Annotated in this window: 12 protein-coding genes; 5 read left to right on the forward strand and 7 right to left on the reverse strand. The window is 39.5% G+C overall.

Annotation, left to right across the window (positions count from 1 at the left end):
• Positions 1-44: 44 nt before the first annotated feature.
• Positions 45-2,348 carry an ATP-dependent helicase gene (locus tag ACQ86H_RS10335; protein WP_431294771.1) on the reverse strand — a complete coding sequence of 768 codons (2,304 nt, stop codon included), beginning with the start codon at positions 2,346-2,348 and terminating at the stop codon, positions 45-47.
• Positions 2,349-2,514: 166 nt separating this feature from the next.
• On the opposite strand from ACQ86H_RS10335, the gene ACQ86H_RS10340 reads away from it, so the two are divergent.
• Both ACQ86H_RS10340 and ACQ86H_RS10345 read left to right on the forward strand, forming a co-directional pair.
• Positions 2,515-2,649, forward strand: coding sequence for a hypothetical protein (locus tag ACQ86H_RS10340; protein ID WP_431294772.1), 135 nt, complete (start codon positions 2,515-2,517; stop codon positions 2,647-2,649).
• Positions 2,650-3,056: 407 nt separating this feature from the next.
• A complete protein-coding gene (locus ACQ86H_RS10345; protein ID WP_431294773.1) occupies positions 3,057-3,395 on the forward strand; it encodes a DUF493 family protein in 339 nt (112 codons plus the stop codon).
• A 350-nt stretch (positions 3,396-3,745) separates the two neighbouring features.
• Here ACQ86H_RS10345 and ACQ86H_RS10350 read toward each other — a convergent pair whose 3' ends face one another.
• Positions 3,746-4,141, reverse strand: a complete 396-nt coding sequence (locus ACQ86H_RS10350; RefSeq protein ID WP_431294774.1) for a winged helix-turn-helix transcriptional regulator — start codon at positions 4,139-4,141, stop codon at positions 3,746-3,748.
• 39 nt (positions 4,142-4,180) lie between these two features.
• On the opposite strand from ACQ86H_RS10350, the gene ACQ86H_RS10355 reads away from it, so the two are divergent.
• The gene (locus ACQ86H_RS10355) at positions 4,181-5,065 is read left to right on the forward strand and encodes an NmrA family NAD(P)-binding protein (RefSeq protein ID WP_431294775.1); all 885 of its coding nucleotides are present in this window, start codon (positions 4,181-4,183) and stop codon (positions 5,063-5,065) included.
• A 47-nt stretch (positions 5,066-5,112) separates the two neighbouring features.
• Here ACQ86H_RS10355 and ACQ86H_RS10360 read toward each other — a convergent pair whose 3' ends face one another.
• The 4 genes from ACQ86H_RS10360 to ACQ86H_RS10375 all read right to left on the reverse strand — a co-directional run bounded on the left by ACQ86H_RS10360 (position 5,113) and on the right by ACQ86H_RS10375 (position 8,196).
• Positions 5,113-5,691 carry a PH domain-containing protein gene (locus ACQ86H_RS10360; RefSeq protein ID WP_431294776.1) on the reverse strand — a complete coding sequence of 193 codons (579 nt, stop codon included), beginning with the start codon at positions 5,689-5,691 and terminating at the stop codon, positions 5,113-5,115.
• Positions 5,692-5,762: 71 nt separating this feature from the next.
• Positions 5,763-6,617, reverse strand: a complete 855-nt coding sequence (locus tag ACQ86H_RS10365; protein WP_431294777.1) for a PH domain-containing protein — start codon at positions 6,615-6,617, stop codon at positions 5,763-5,765.
• Positions 6,618-6,654: 37 nt separating this feature from the next.
• Positions 6,655-6,966 (reverse strand): PH domain-containing protein, encoded by a 312-nt coding sequence (locus ACQ86H_RS10370; protein WP_431294778.1) that lies wholly within the window; start codon positions 6,964-6,966, stop codon positions 6,655-6,657.
• 252 nt (positions 6,967-7,218) lie between these two features.
• Complete coding sequence (locus ACQ86H_RS10375; RefSeq protein ID WP_138821978.1) at positions 7,219-8,196, reverse strand: SGNH/GDSL hydrolase family protein; 978 nt, start codon at positions 8,194-8,196, stop codon at positions 7,219-7,221.
• Between the two features lie 289 nt (positions 8,197-8,485).
• Here ACQ86H_RS10375 and ACQ86H_RS10380 point away from each other — a divergent pair, with 289 nt between their 5' ends.
• Positions 8,486-9,856, forward strand: a complete 1,371-nt coding sequence (locus tag ACQ86H_RS10380; protein ID WP_138821977.1) for a dipeptidase — start codon at positions 8,486-8,488, stop codon at positions 9,854-9,856.
• A 1,326-nt stretch (positions 9,857-11,182) separates the two neighbouring features.
• Positions 11,183-12,043: a glycoside hydrolase family 43 protein gene (locus tag ACQ86H_RS10385; RefSeq protein ID WP_431294779.1), complete on the forward strand. Its 861-nt coding sequence runs from the start codon at positions 11,183-11,185 to the stop codon at positions 12,041-12,043.
• Positions 12,044-12,216: 173 nt separating this feature from the next.
• Here ACQ86H_RS10385 and ACQ86H_RS10390 read toward each other — a convergent pair whose 3' ends face one another.
• Positions 12,217-13,443: an MFS transporter gene (locus ACQ86H_RS10390; RefSeq protein WP_138821975.1), complete on the reverse strand. Its 1,227-nt coding sequence runs from the start codon at positions 13,441-13,443 to the stop codon at positions 12,217-12,219.
• Positions 13,444-14,841 lie beyond the last annotated feature (1,398 nt).

The following is a 14,841-nucleotide window of genomic DNA, read 5'->3' on the forward strand; positions in this document are numbered from 1 at the left end:
TGACGAATCCCCGTTAATTTCCGTGGCTAAATGGAAATCTGTGTTTACTTCACAATCATCAGTTTTGCAAACTTAAGCAGTAATTGTTTATTGCCTAAGCCCTGGAAAAAAACTGTTGCCTTAACATCAGGTAATGTACCCTCCAGGCTGATAATTTTTCCAAAACCAAATTTTTCGTGCTCCACTTCCATACCGCCCTGAAATTCATGTGGTTGTGATGGGGTAAAACCTGGTGTTGGTATGTGTGCCTTTGCGAGTAATGATGTTGTTTTCGGACGTACTGGTGGGGCAGAAGTAGTTGCGCCGGCCGCTGGTTTGGGTTTGCTGAAGAAATCACGTGGCTGCGAAGTCCATGTTTTCCGCTCATCGTCAAAACTACCTTCAAAACTGTTTGATTTGGCCGGTTTAACATCTAATTCTAAAAATTTCGGACTAATTTCATTAATAAAACGGCTAGGTTCGCAGTTGGTTAAAGTTCCCCAACGGTAACGCGAAGTGGCATAAGTAAGTGTCAGTTTTACTTCGGCACGGGTAATGGCCACGTAGAATAAACGGCGCTCCTCCTCTAAATCAGTACGGTTGGTTAACGACATTTGCGATGGAAACAGATTTTCTTCCAATCCAACAATAAACACGTTTTTAAACTCCAGACCCTTAGCCGAGTGGATCGTCATTAAAGAAACCGTATCCTTATTTTTATCACCATCTTTATCATCATTGGTTAAGAGGGCAACATCCTGCATAAAAATATCAAGGCCTTTTTCTTCAATATCTTCGCGCTCTGCAAACTCCTTAATACCATTTAATAATTCCTGAATATTTTCGTATCTCGCACGTCCTTCAACGCTATCATCAGTATATAGCTCTTTTAAAATACCTGCATGCTGAGCAATAAACAAAGCCGTATCATAAGCATCGAGCTTTTTTGCCTCTGCCTGGAAGCTTTGCACCATCATGGCAAAATCGTTCAATTGATTGGCTAAACGACCATCAACATATTCGTGCGCATTAGAAATTACATCCCACATGGTTTTTCCATGCTGATCTGCCGCAACAATAATTTTATCGATAGAAGTGTCGCCAATACCACGTTTAGGGTAATTGATTACGCGTTTTATCGCCTCTTCATCCTTCGGATTAAAAGTTAAACGGAAATAGGCAATTAAATCTTTAATCTCTTTGCGTTGGTAAAAAGACTGACCGCCGTAGATCCGGTAAGGAATATTCAGTTTACGTAAACCTTCCTCCATCGCCCTGCTTTGCGCATTGGTACGATACAAAATGGCAAAATCGTTGTGTTGATAACCTTTTGTACTGCGCTCCTGAATAATGGCTTCGGCAACTAATTTACCCTCTTCATTATCCGTAAAAGCCCGCGAAACTTTAATTCTTTCTCCTTCTGCATTTTCTGAAAAAACGTTCTTTTCGAGCTGGTTTTTGTTGTTGGCAATAATACTGCTTGCAGCATCAACAATATTTTGGGTAGAACGGTAATTCTGTTCTAATTTATAAACCTTTAAATCAGGATAATCCCGTTCGAAATTTAAAATATTCTGGATGTTAGCACCACGGAACGCATAAATACTCTGTGCGTCGTCACCCACTACACAAATGTTTTGATAGGCAGCAGCCAGTTTTTTCACAATGGTGTACTGCGAAAAGTTGGTATCCTGGTACTCATCCACCATCAAATACCTGAATTTTTGCTGGTACTTATTTAAAACATCGGGGTGTTCTTTCAATAAAATATTGGTTTTGAATAATAAATCGTCAAAATCCATTGCACCGGCCCTGAAACAGCGTTTAGCATAAGTCTCGTAAATCTGGCCAATCAAAGGGCGTTTGTTCTGAATATCTTCAGCCTGTATCTGGTCGTTAGCCTGATATTCGCCCCAGGAAATTAAATTATTTTTAGCAGATGAAATTCTATTGAAAACAAAGTTTGCTGCATATAATTTATCATCCAGTTGCATTTCTTTCAAAATTGCACGGATTACACTTTTACTGTCGTCGGTATCGTAAATGGTAAAGTTGCTCGGATAACCGATTTTTTCGGCCTCTACCCGTAAAATTTTCGCAAAAACAGAGTGAAATGTACCCATCCAAATGTTTTTGGCCTCTGCACCAACTACTTTACTAATACGCTCGCGCATATCTTTACTCGCTTTGTTGGTAAAGGTTAAAACCAGAATATTAAATGGATCGGTACCGGTTCGAATAAGGTGGGCTACACGAAATGTAATTACCCTGGTTTTGCCCGAACCTGCACCTGCAACAATCATTACTGGTCCTTTTGTGTTCTCTACTGCTGCTCTCTGTTGTGGGTTTAATCCTGCTAAATAATCCAAATCGGCTCCTGTTTTTTTGAGGTTCAAAAATAACAATTCCTGTCGCTTTTTGCCAAAGTTGTTAGTAATTAGTTAAAAACCTAACCGGTTGCCCTAACCGTTCGTCATTCTGAACTTGTTTCAGAATCCCTCACGCCATTAAAATTGTTGAAAATCATGGCATAACATGGCAAAAGAACTTATTTTGATTGATTTTGAGGAAAGCTACATCAGTATTTCATGGCATTCTGCAGTCCTTTGCTTTGCTCATACGCCTGCAGGCCTTACGCACCAGGCCGGTATCCGCTTCGCCAAGGTTTAGGTAAATTGAGTTTGTGCTGCTATTGAGGGTTTAAAACCAACACCTTTATTTTATCGCCCGTCATTCTGAACTTGTTTCAGAATCTATCCGGTATTGGCTTATATGGCCCTTATCTATCTTATAGGGTAAAATGCCCCTTATTTTTATTTGGGGCTAATATAGCTATGGTAAATCTGCACTTTTGGTTTTGAGAAAAGCAACAGCTGTATTTCATCGGCGTCGGTAGCCCTTTGCTTTGCTCATACGCCTGCAGGCCTTATGCACCAGGCCGGTATCCGCTTCGCCAAGGTTTATTTAAATTGAGTTTGTGCTGCTATTGAGGGTTTAAACCCCAAAGTCATATTTATTTCGATTAATAAAATGTATTATGCTGTCAGAATTGCACCCTGTTGATTTGGGTATAGAATTTGATATGCCTTCGTTATGGAAGAGAAAAAATAAATAAGGATATTGAGTTTTCTGATATCCCAGATGGAACAAATACAGATATTTATGCCAACTTAAAAGAAAAACTGGAAACCGTTGAAAAGTTTCCGGGTGTTTACAATTTTAAATTTATTATCACTGGCGGACTAGATAAAATAGAAGACTTACGTGCCATTTTACCCAAGGATGAGTTTATTGAACAGGCATCAAAAACAGGTAAATATGTTTCGATTACGGTAAAAAAGACCATGCAGAGTGCTGATGAGGTGATTGCTGTTTATAAGCAAGCCGCAAACATCAAGGGGATTATGGTACTGTAGGCTATCCCGCACATTTAAAATGATTTTCTTTTGGTTTTTAGAAAAGCTAGATTCGTATTTCATTTTTGAGGTTGCATTGTGCACTTACGCTATTCGTAAACCTGATGGTAGCGGCAGCCCCGAAGCATGAGGGCTACAGCGAACAGCAGGACTGTAATATCCGATGAAAAACCATCCTTTCATTTCCAATCAATAAAAGATATTATCGCCTAATGATCAACTACACATAAAGCCATAATGTTAAACTTGTTTCATGATCTACCCTGTATTGGCTTATATGTACCTGATGTGTCTTAAATGGTAAAATAGGCCAAAGTTTTACTCAAACCCTTATTTTGTCTATAATGAGGTTAAACAGAGCCATTTTTAACGGCCCAGTCTACCATCGAATCTAATACCTGAAACAGTTCCTGTCCCGATTTGGTGAGGCTATACGTAACTACGGGCGGAATAACGGCTTGCGCATCCCGATGAACGAGGTCATCATTTTGCAACTGCTTTAAGTGTTGTATCAGCATTTTCTCCGTTATCTGTGGTATAGCACGTTTTAACTCGCTGTAACGTTTTGGCCCACTCATTAAATGAAAAATAATGATAGGTTTCCAATAACCACCAATTTTTTCCATTACAAAAGTAACAGGGCAGCTGGTTAGCGCTACACCTTTGTTAAAATTACGGGTCGAACTTTCTTTAATGGCTGTCATGGTTACATACTTTGGGGTAAGTACTTGTATAAAAGTAAGCACAAATATAGCTTTGTATTTAACATTTAAAAACAAAAAATCATGAAAATAACATTAACAGGATCAACAGGTAATATTACCAAGCCCCTAGCCGAAATATTGGTGGCTAAAGGCCATGAGGTAAAAGTGATTAGCAGTAATGCTGATAGAGCAGAAGAAATTAAATCGCTGGGCGCTATACCCTTAATTGGTAATGTAAGCGATACCGAATTTTTAACAGATGCATTCACCGGGGCTGACGCCATTTACACCATGGTTCCATCAGATTTTGCAGCACCAAAATTCAGGGAATATATAAAGGGTATAGGCGAAAATTATGCTGCTGCCATAAAAGAGTCGGGGGTTAAAAAAGTAGTGAATTTAAGTAGTGTAGGTGCAGATCTGCCGGATGGAACCGGCCCGATTGCCGGATTGCATGATGTAGAAAATATTTTTGAAACATTAGATGGGGTAGATGTAAAACATTTACGTGCCGGTTATTTCTATATCAACTTTTTAGCCAACATCGATATGGTTAAACATGCAAATATATTAGGATCTAATTTTGGTGCTGATGCCAAACTTGTTTTGGTGCATCCCCGTAACATTGCAGCGGTAGCCGCCGAAGTATTGGAAAGCAATTTTACAGGAAAAACCATACAATATGTTGCCAGTGATGATGAAAGTACTCCTGCTGATGTTGCAAAAGCATTGGGCACTGCTGTGGGTAAGCCAGCATTACCATGGATTGAATTTAGCGATGAAGACGCATTTAATGGAATGGTGGGCGCAGGTTTGCCTGAAGAAATAGCCAAAAACTATGTAGAAATGGGCGATGCGATTAGAAGCAAGAAACTTTTTGTAGATTATTATAAAAACAGACCCGTTTTAGGTAGCATTAAGCTTAATGATTTTGCTGCAGAGTTTGCCGCGGCATATCATGGCTAATTAAAGGATAACAGTTTGTTCGGTTTAGCGGCCGGACAACTGTTTGGTTACATCCAATTCTCATTTTTATGCTCTACCTGATATAACCAATAATTTACGAGCTGCTTAATTTCGGTATAATTACCATATTTGAAGTGAATCTGACCTGCAGCGGTATGTAAAGTGAGGTGGCCAACATCCACTCCTTTGTGCCAGGGGTATTGAAAAGCAGTAATGGCCTGAATCTTATTTGGCACTACAATTTCATTTGAAATATCCCAAATTCCGCTGGTTTTGATGATGAAATCCTGATTTACTGAAATCCGGTGCCGACGGTAGCTGATATAGATCATTAACATACCTACAACAAGGTATGCAATTGCGATACCAATAAAAGGTTTCACCTCGGGGATATTAAAAGCCAGGATCAAAAAGATTGAAACGGGTAAAATCAGTTTGAAGAAAATTGGCAGGTTTAAAAAACGCCAGTCTGCAACAAAGGTTTTTCCCTTGAATGGTGCCTTGCCCAATATCATTTTTAACAGTTCATCACGCTCAATAGGATTACAGCCTGGGATTTCCAAGGTGTTTCCCTGCATTTCATGGCCTTTTTTACTTTGACCAAAATGAGCCTGTCTTAAATTCATATTCAGCATATTCATCTTTTTCTGAAAGTAATTCTGACTGTATTTGGTAATTTGTACTTTATTTGGACTGATCAGCGTATTTTTTTAGCAATTAATCCCGAAGATAGGAGTAAGACATCTTTATGCTGACTGATCTGGAGTTCGAAATATTTATAGAAGGTTCTAACCAGATTGATAATCAGCAATACAATTAAAAGGCATGCAATTAAAATGAAAACTGTAACAATGGTCAACATTCCTGTTACTGTGCTTTGAATTTCATCTTTGTTGATCTTAAAGGCATCTAGCAGTTGTCTGCCTTCATAAATAACCGTATAAAAAAAAGCGGCAAGCAAAGCTAAACTTTGTCCGTAATTAGAAGTTAAACCGACCTTAAATAAGGTAAAGCCACTGATTCTTAAAAATGGTGTTTCTTCAATCAAATCATTTCCATGTGCCGCTTCCGGTTGCACTCCATTCACAGCCTTTCTGTTCAGTAGATGTGCCTGAAGGTTGTAAGCAGCAGTTTCATCAATGGCTTTTATGCTTACTTCTTCTCCATGCGCACCCGCAGTATCGATTTTTAAACCATAAACTCCAATAATTTTCTGTAAAATATTCTGGTTAATGTTAACCTGCTGTATTTTATCGAGTTGAATAATAACCTGATCGCGATTGAAAATCCCCTTATTCACTACAAACTCCTGCTTTTCTTTGTCTAAAAAGAAGGTGAATTTTAAATACCATAAATAAGCGAATATAACGCTGAATACGATTATTGCAGAAATGCCTAATATCAGGTAGGTGAAAGAATTGCCCGACATCTTTACAAAAGCAATAATGAATAAGAAAAAACTCGCTTTGCCAATTTTTAGCATGGTATGAGCACCCATTATAATGATGCCAAAGGCCGATTCGCGTTGTGGTTTGCTAAAATCGTTGTCCATTATGCTTCTGTTTCATTTGTAGGGTTTTCGAGCAGGTCTATTTTTTTAAAAGTAAATCCCTGATGCTTTTTGCTTCCTCAATTGCAATACCGGAAATGTGGATATGTCCGCTTTGGCCTCCGGCTGTAAATAACTGCAGTGATCCTAATTTAAATATCCTCGAAAAAATACCTTCGTTTAATTCAATATGCTGAATCCTGTTTAAAGGAACAATTGTGGTAGACTCGGCAATAATTCCACTCTTATAAATTACATCATGCGTACGTATTGCGTAACCACGTTTTTTAAAACTTAAACGGAAAAGCAGAAAAAAATAACGGCCAGCATGAAGTAAAGAGGGATAATCCAAACTGCATTTGGTCTTATTTCATTAACAAACAATAAAAGCGAGCCAGCACCAATTCCCAGTAGCACAAAAAAAATTACCAGGTTGATACAGATAATTTTCCAATAACTGGAATGAGGTTGTTTTAGTGAAATTTCTTCATACTTCGGAAGATAATCAAGATCAACTGTTTCGTTTGTGAAAGATGTATCAGAAGACATAATTAAAATGATAACACGTATTAATCAAATATCTGACTAATATTTAATGCTTTTGTTACCGCGCTACAATAAACTTTTTTGCAGCATTGTATTGACCGGAATCGGAAGAAATTTTGAAAAAATAAATGCCAGGAACGAAACCGGAGGTGTTTATTTCTAAAGTGTGTTTTCCTACGTTAAGGTATTCGTTTACTACTGTTTTAACCAACCGGCCCATTAAATCGTAAATCTGAACGTTAATCTTATCCGTTTCCGGCAAAACGATATCAATAAATGTTTGCATGGCGGCAGGGTTCGGATAATTCTGAGTAACAGTAAACTTCAGGAATTTATCAAAAATTGCTTTATTAATAGTGTCAAAAATAACATAGCTCACCAATCTGTAACCGCGTGCATTTGGATGAAATGGATCCTGATAGAGTGAAAAATCACGTCTCATTGCCGCATTTACATCAGCCAGGTATATCTTATATTCTGTTGCTAATTTTCGGTATGCTGCATTCAGGTTTCTGATGTTCGTATTTACAGCAACATAACTTTTAATGGTTCTATCATCAACAAACTGAAGCGTACACAAAATCGGGATTAATTTCTGTTTAAGACCCGCCGTAATTAAAACCCGCATATTGGCAACAGTTTCGGCTATACTTCCTTTGCCTGAAGCAATTGCAAGAGCATCATTAATCCCCATATCAATCACGATAAAACCTGTTCTATTGGCTATTGCGTTATCAATCCGGAGTAATCCCTGAAAAGTAGTCTGCCCCCCAATACCATGATTGGTAATATCTACCGTCTTATTCGTATAACAATTTGTAAAATTGTTTTGGAGAATGGTTTGAAAACCAAGGCCTTTTACCCCCTCTACTGTGCTCGCTCCAAAGGTTACAATATTTATGCTGTCTTTTGAATAATATTGGGCTGCTTCCGGGCAACTTACACGATTTGGGGGAGGTGTTCCTTGAGCGAAAGAAGAAATGCGGACAACGAAAAGCAGCAGCAGAGATAGAAATACTTTTGCGCTAAACTTCATTGTTAAAATTCTTTCGTACAGGATTTAAGGACATCTTTTAATGGCGCAATTTACAAAAAAGTAAACATAAAAAATACCACACTATTCTTTTTTACAAACATTAAACTATTTTTTGTAGCTGTTAAAAGACGGTTTTTATGTTTTAAGATAACACAAAGATTTTGAGCTTAAAATAATTAAACGCAGTAATCATCTGTAAGCAAAGTTTTATGCCTGGCATGGTGATAATTTAATCCTTTACTGTGCCTTTTATCTGGTAAAGCCTATATTTGTCCAAATTCATTTTGTTATGCAAGAGATTAAAAATTATGTAGAAACGCACAAACAACGTTTTTTAGATGAGTTGTTTGAGTTATTGCGTTTTCCATCGGTTAGTGCTGATCCGAAATACAAAGGCGATGTGTTAAAAACTGCCGATTATGTTGCGCAGAAATTAAAGGATGCAGGCGCAGATCAGGTTGAGATCTGTCCAACAGCTGGTTATCCGATTGTGTACGGCGAAAAAATTATAGATGCTTCTTTACCAACTGTTTTAATATATGGCCACTATGATGTTCAGCCTGCTGATCCCTTAGAACTTTGGCATACCCCACCTTTCGAGCCAACGGTGCGCGATGGCAAAATTTATGCCCGTGGCGCCTGCGATGATAAAGGCCAGTTTTACATGCATGTAAAAGCTTTCGAACTGATGATGCAAACCAATACTTTGGCTTGTAACGTTAAATTCATGATTGAAGGTGAAGAGGAAGTAGGGTCTGCTAATCTGGGTATTTTTGTAAATGAAAACAAAGATCGATTAAAAGCCGATGTAGTTTTAATTTCTGATACCTCGATGATCAGTATGGAACATCCATCAATCGAAACCGGCTTACGTGGTTTAGCTTATATGGAAGTTGAAGTAGTTGGTCCGAACCGCGATTTACACTCAGGTGTTTATGGTGGTGCAGTGGCCAATCCGGCAACTATTCTTTGTAAAATGATTGCTTCATTACACGATGAAAATAACCACATTACTATCCCTGCTTTTTATGATAAAGTACTAGAATTAACAGACGAGGAGAAAAAAGCCTTAAATTCTGCACCTTACGATGAAGCTGAATACAAAAAGGATTTAGATATCGAAGAAGTTTGGGGTGAGAAAGGTTATTCGACCCTGGAGCGTACAGGTACACGCCCAACTTTAGAAGTAAACGGAATTTGGAGCGGTTATATTGGCGAGGGTGCAAAAACCGTTTTACCTAGTAAAGCCAATGCAAAAATTTCTATGCGTTTGGTTCCGCATCAAAACTCGGAAGAAATTGCTGAGATTTTTACCAAACATTTTGAAAGCATTGCACCTAAAAATGTAAAGGTAAAAGTTACGCCTCACCATGGTGGCGAACCAGTGGTTACCCCAACTGATAGTATTGCATATCAGGCAGCCGAAAAAGCGATTGAAGATAGTTTTGGTAAAAAAGCTATTCCAACACGCGGTGGTGGCAGTATTCCTATTGTGGCCTTGTTTGAAGATGTACTGGGAATTAAATCGGTGCTTTTTGGCTTCGGTTTAGATAGCGATGCGCTGCACTCTCCAAATGAGAAATATGATATTTACAATTATTATAAAGGAATAGAAACTTTGCCACTGTTCCACAAATATTTTGCAGAGCTAAGCAAATAAAAAAATCCGTCATTTCGAGCAAAGCGCAGCGTAGTCGAGAAATCTATCTTTAGTAGAACACTCAACTTCGTTGCGTTTTTATTTGATCATGATCAGTTGGATATGAAGGTTTTTTATTGAAAACGAACGTTCCGTATTTCATAGCTGCTGTAGTTCCGCCATTCGCTCATAGTCCTCATTTAGTTGCACTTCATTCCGAGCTATTTAGCGCTGTCGGGTTTATTTAACTGCGGTTCGTTCTTCGAAGCAAAGCCTGTTCCTGCATCCGCTATAAAAACTTTAAATGGTACTACCAGTTTTGCCACTTAAACCTGACCATAGTGAAAAAACCGCAGGCCGAAGCATGAGGCCGAGGATTTGAAACGAAAGGCAGGGTTGTTTTAACCCAACTACAAGTTTTGCTTTCCAAAACATCATTAAGTTAATTGTCAGTCTGAGCGGAGTCGGAGACCTACCTATTTTATAAGCAGGGATTTTTTTTGCCATTTTGAAAATGAACGGCCTGTTTTTCATAGGCGTTGTAGTCCCGCCATCGCTTATAGTCCTCATTTCGTTGCACTTCATTCCGGGCTATTTAGCTTTGTCGGGTTTAATTAACAACAGACTATTCTTCGAAGCAAAGCCTGTCCCTTGCATTCGCCATAAAACTTTAAATGGTACTATCAGTTTTGCCACTTAAACCCGATCTGAGTGAATGCTCCCGATTCTTCATCGGAGCAGGAACGGGAGCGGGGTTATCGAAACCGACAGGCACTGCAATTGCTTTCCGAAAATCAATCTGAAATTTGAAACTTAGTATTCTTTGCGTCCTTTCTTGGCGCTCTTAGCGGTTAAATGGCCCACTGTTTTATCTATGTCCAAACTTTGTGTACTCTTTCCCTAACTCTGTGTTCTTTGTGGTTAATTATTTTAGTGAACAATATATGCTTTGGGAAACGAAGGATCTGTATTCCATAGGCGTTGTAGTCCCGCCATTCGCTCATAGTCCTCATTTCGTTGCACTTCATTCCGGGCTATTTAGCGCTGTCGGGTTTATTTAACAGTGGCCTGTTTTACAGAGCAAAGCCTGTCCCTTGCATTCGCCATAAAACTTTAAATGGTACTACCAGTTTTGCCACTTAAACCCGATCTGAGTGAATGCTCCCGATTCTTCATCGGAGCAGAAACGGGAGCGGGGTTATCGAAACCGACAGGCACTGCCATTGCTTTCCGAAAATCAATCTGAAATTTGAAACTTAGTATTCTTTGCGCCTTTTTCTTCAAATACTTTGCGGTTAAAAAGAACGTCAAATTTTTAAACCACAGATTTTTTTCTAAATTGTACCCATGAAATATTTATTCTCATCTCTTTTACTTTTATCCGCGCTCACTTCTTTTGCGCAGGATACTAAAACGATTAAGCAATCTGGAAATCCAATATTTCCTGGATGGTATGCAGACCCTGAAGCTGCTGTTTTTAACAACAAATATTGGGTTTATCCAACCTACTCGGCCAAATATAAAGAACAGGTTTTTTTGGATGCTTTTTCTTCTGACGATTTGGTGAAATGGAAAAAACATCCTCATGTTTTAGATACCGCTGCGGTTAAGTGGGCCAACAAAGCCATCTGGGCACCGGCAATCGTGCAAAAAGACAAAAAATATTATCTGTTTTTCGGCGCTAACGATATCCAGAGCGATAATGAAGTCGGCGGAATTGGGGTAGCCGTTGCTGATAAACCAGAAGGCCCTTATAAAGACCATCTGGGCAAACCTTTAGTAGATAAATTTCATAACGGCGCACAGCCTATTGATCAGTTTGTGTTTAAAGATAAAGACGGACAGTATTATTTAATTTATGGGGGATGGAAACACTGCAATATTGCAAAGCTGAATAAAGATTTTACCGGCTTTTTACCTTTTGAAGATGGAACTATCTTTAAAGAAATCACTCCCGATAATTATGTGGAAGGTCCTTATATGTTCATTAGAAATGGTAAATACTATTTCATGTGGAGCGAAGGTGGCTGGACCGGACCAGATTACTCTGTCGCTTACGCGGTAAGCGATTCGCCATTTGGTCCGTTTAAAAGAGTCGGTAAAATTTTACAGCAGGATGCGACCATTGCAAGAGGGGCAGGGCACCATTCTTTAATCATCAACGAGAAAAAAATAAATATTATATTGTTTATCACCGCAGGCCATTAACCGAAACTGATGGAAACCATCGCGAAACCTGCATCGATGAAATGAAGTTTGATGCAAACGGTATGATTTTACCAGTAAAAATTACTAAAGAAGGCGTTAAGGCACAGAAATTTAAATAGTCTTAATTCTGTGGGCAGGTTTTAGTTTACAGTTAGCAGATCGTTAACTGCAAACTAACCTGTTTTTAATACCGCTTGTTGCTGGCGTTTATCCATTACGCTAAAACCGTAGGCACAAAGCAATAAAATGCAGGCCAATCCAAACCAGAGCCAGTTATAACCCAGGTGTTTGGCTATATAAAAACCCGCAAGCGGGCCTACCACCTGTGCACAAGACCAGCTTAACGTATAACCTGCTGCATATAAACCACGGTTGTGTTCGTTGCTTCTGCTAATCACAACGGTATTGATAAACGGGAGTACAAACATTTCGCCAACCGTGAAGGTTACAATGGTGAACACGGCCGATACCAGATGAAAAATAATCGGTGCGCTTAACAACAGGTAAGACACCGCAAAGAAAATGGAGCCAATAACAATGAAAAACATAGGCGATCTTTTCTTTTCAATCTTATTGATCATAATCATTTCGAACAGCGCGATGATGGCACCGTTTAAGCCAATAATAATCCCAATGGCAAACTCGTTAATATGCCATTCCTCTTTAAAAAATACCGGTACTACCCTGAACATTAAAAAGGCACAGGTAATAAAAAGGGTAGTTAAGAGAATAAATTTTACGTAAAAGACATCTTCCCAGGGTTTTAGAATCACCATGGTGCTGCGGGTTTCCTTCGCTTTTTTAATAAAATCCTTCACTTTAGGTAGTAAAAACAAAATCGAAAGTCCAACCAGTATACTTACCGATCCCTCCACAATAAACAAAAGTTTGTAATTAATGGAAGCTATAATCCCCGCCATACTAATCCCGGCCGACCAGCCAATATTAACCGCCAGCCGGTTTAATGAGTAGGAGCGGGTAATCGTATTTTCTTTTGCATAGTGGGCCACAGCGGTGAAATTGGCCGGTCTGAAAGCTTCAGAAAAGAAACTGATGACTACTGCCAGCACACACAGGGTAGAAAAATGGCTGATGGTTGAGAATAAGATAAACAACAAGCCGCCAATAATGGAGGAGAGAATTTGTACCGGTCTGAAACCGATCATATCGGTTAGTTTCCCTCCGGTTGCAGAACCTAAAATAGAGCCTATGCCAAATAAGGTTATGATTAGGCCCGCATCCATTTCAGACCGGTGCAGGCTTTGGGTAACGTACAAACCCATAAACGGAACGGCCATGCTTCCACACCTGTTAAACATCATTACAATACTTAAAAGCCAGGTTTCTCTGCTTAATCCGCTGAATGATGTTTTATAAGTGTTGAAAATAAGTTTGAACATGGTGTATTTAGATGCCGTAAAAATACCAAAAGCCAGGTATTATTTAATCATCTTAATTTAATTCTTTCCCTTTAGACTTTTCATTATTTTCTGTCTTCCTGATCGTAGTCGAAGGATCTCCTTCCATCATATCCTAGGCCGGGTAGCGTGGTGCAGATCGCATGGAGTAGAATAGCGTGGAGCATATTGCAGGCTAAGGCGATCGCTATAATACGGTCGTCATCCGATAGCTATCGGATCCCGCGCAGGCGGGAATCTTAATGCGGTTGCTATTTTCTTGCCCTTTGCTCAGCCTTGCCTCGGTTAGCCACCGAAGGGCTTTTACCTTTTTCTTGATAAAAGGTAACCAACCTGAGCCCAGCGAAAGCATGCCTACCTAAAACAATAACAATAAACAAGGCATAACTGAAAGGCTTGCATCGTTTTTTATCTGATAATGTTGTTTTTATCGGTATAAAAGATTGCTACGCAATTCCTTGTAAAAAACTACGTAAATCTCATTTGCGGCAGCATCGAGGCTCTTACCCTTACTTATCCCACCGCTCCCGCTTTGATCCTGCCTTGGGTTGTGGCGTTATGAAGGAGACTGCAAAGATTTCCGTGCTTTTTCCGGCGGAAATCTGCCAGGCCGGATAGCGAGGTGCAGATAGCATGGAGCATAGAAAGGCATCCGTAAATTTATTTCTCCGAAACTCTGAGGGGTACGCCGGGTCGTCATCTCGACCGTAGTGGAGAGATCTTTGTACTTTCTAATCCGATCGTCATTCTCGCGCAGGCGGGAATCTTAAAGCGGTCGCTATTTTTTGCAGCCTAATCTATATTGTATTTTCCTCCGGTTTTTTGTCATCCTGAGCGGAGTCGAAGGATCCTTCCATCATATCCCAGGCCGGATATCAGGGTTTAGATAGCATATTGCAGCGGAATTATCGCGTTATTTCAATCGCGATCAATTCATCCTCCTTGAATTTTCCTCCGGTTTTTTGTCATTCTGAGCGGAGTCGAAGGATCTTTCCATCATATCCCAGGCCGGATATCAGGGTTTAGATAGCATATTGCAGCGGAATTATCGCGTTATTTCAATCGCGATCCATTCATCCTCCTTGCATTTTCCTCCGGTTTTTTGTCATTCTGAGCGGAGTCGAAGGATCTTTCCATCATATCCCAGGCCGGATATCATGGTTTAGATAGCATATTGCAGCGGAATTATCGCGTTATTTCAATCGCGATCAATTCATCCTCCTTGTATTTTCCTTCCGGTTTTTGTCATCCTGAGCGGAGTCGAAGGATCCTTCCATCATATCCCAGGCCGGATATCAGGGTTTAGATAGCATATTGCAGCGGAATTATCGCGTTATTTCAATCGCGATCAATTCATCCTCCTTGTATTTTCCTCCGGTT

The sequence above is a fragment of the Pedobacter sp. P26 genome, from assembly GCF_050632135.1.
Taxonomy (GTDB): domain Bacteria; phylum Bacteroidota; class Bacteroidia; order Sphingobacteriales; family Sphingobacteriaceae; genus Pedobacter.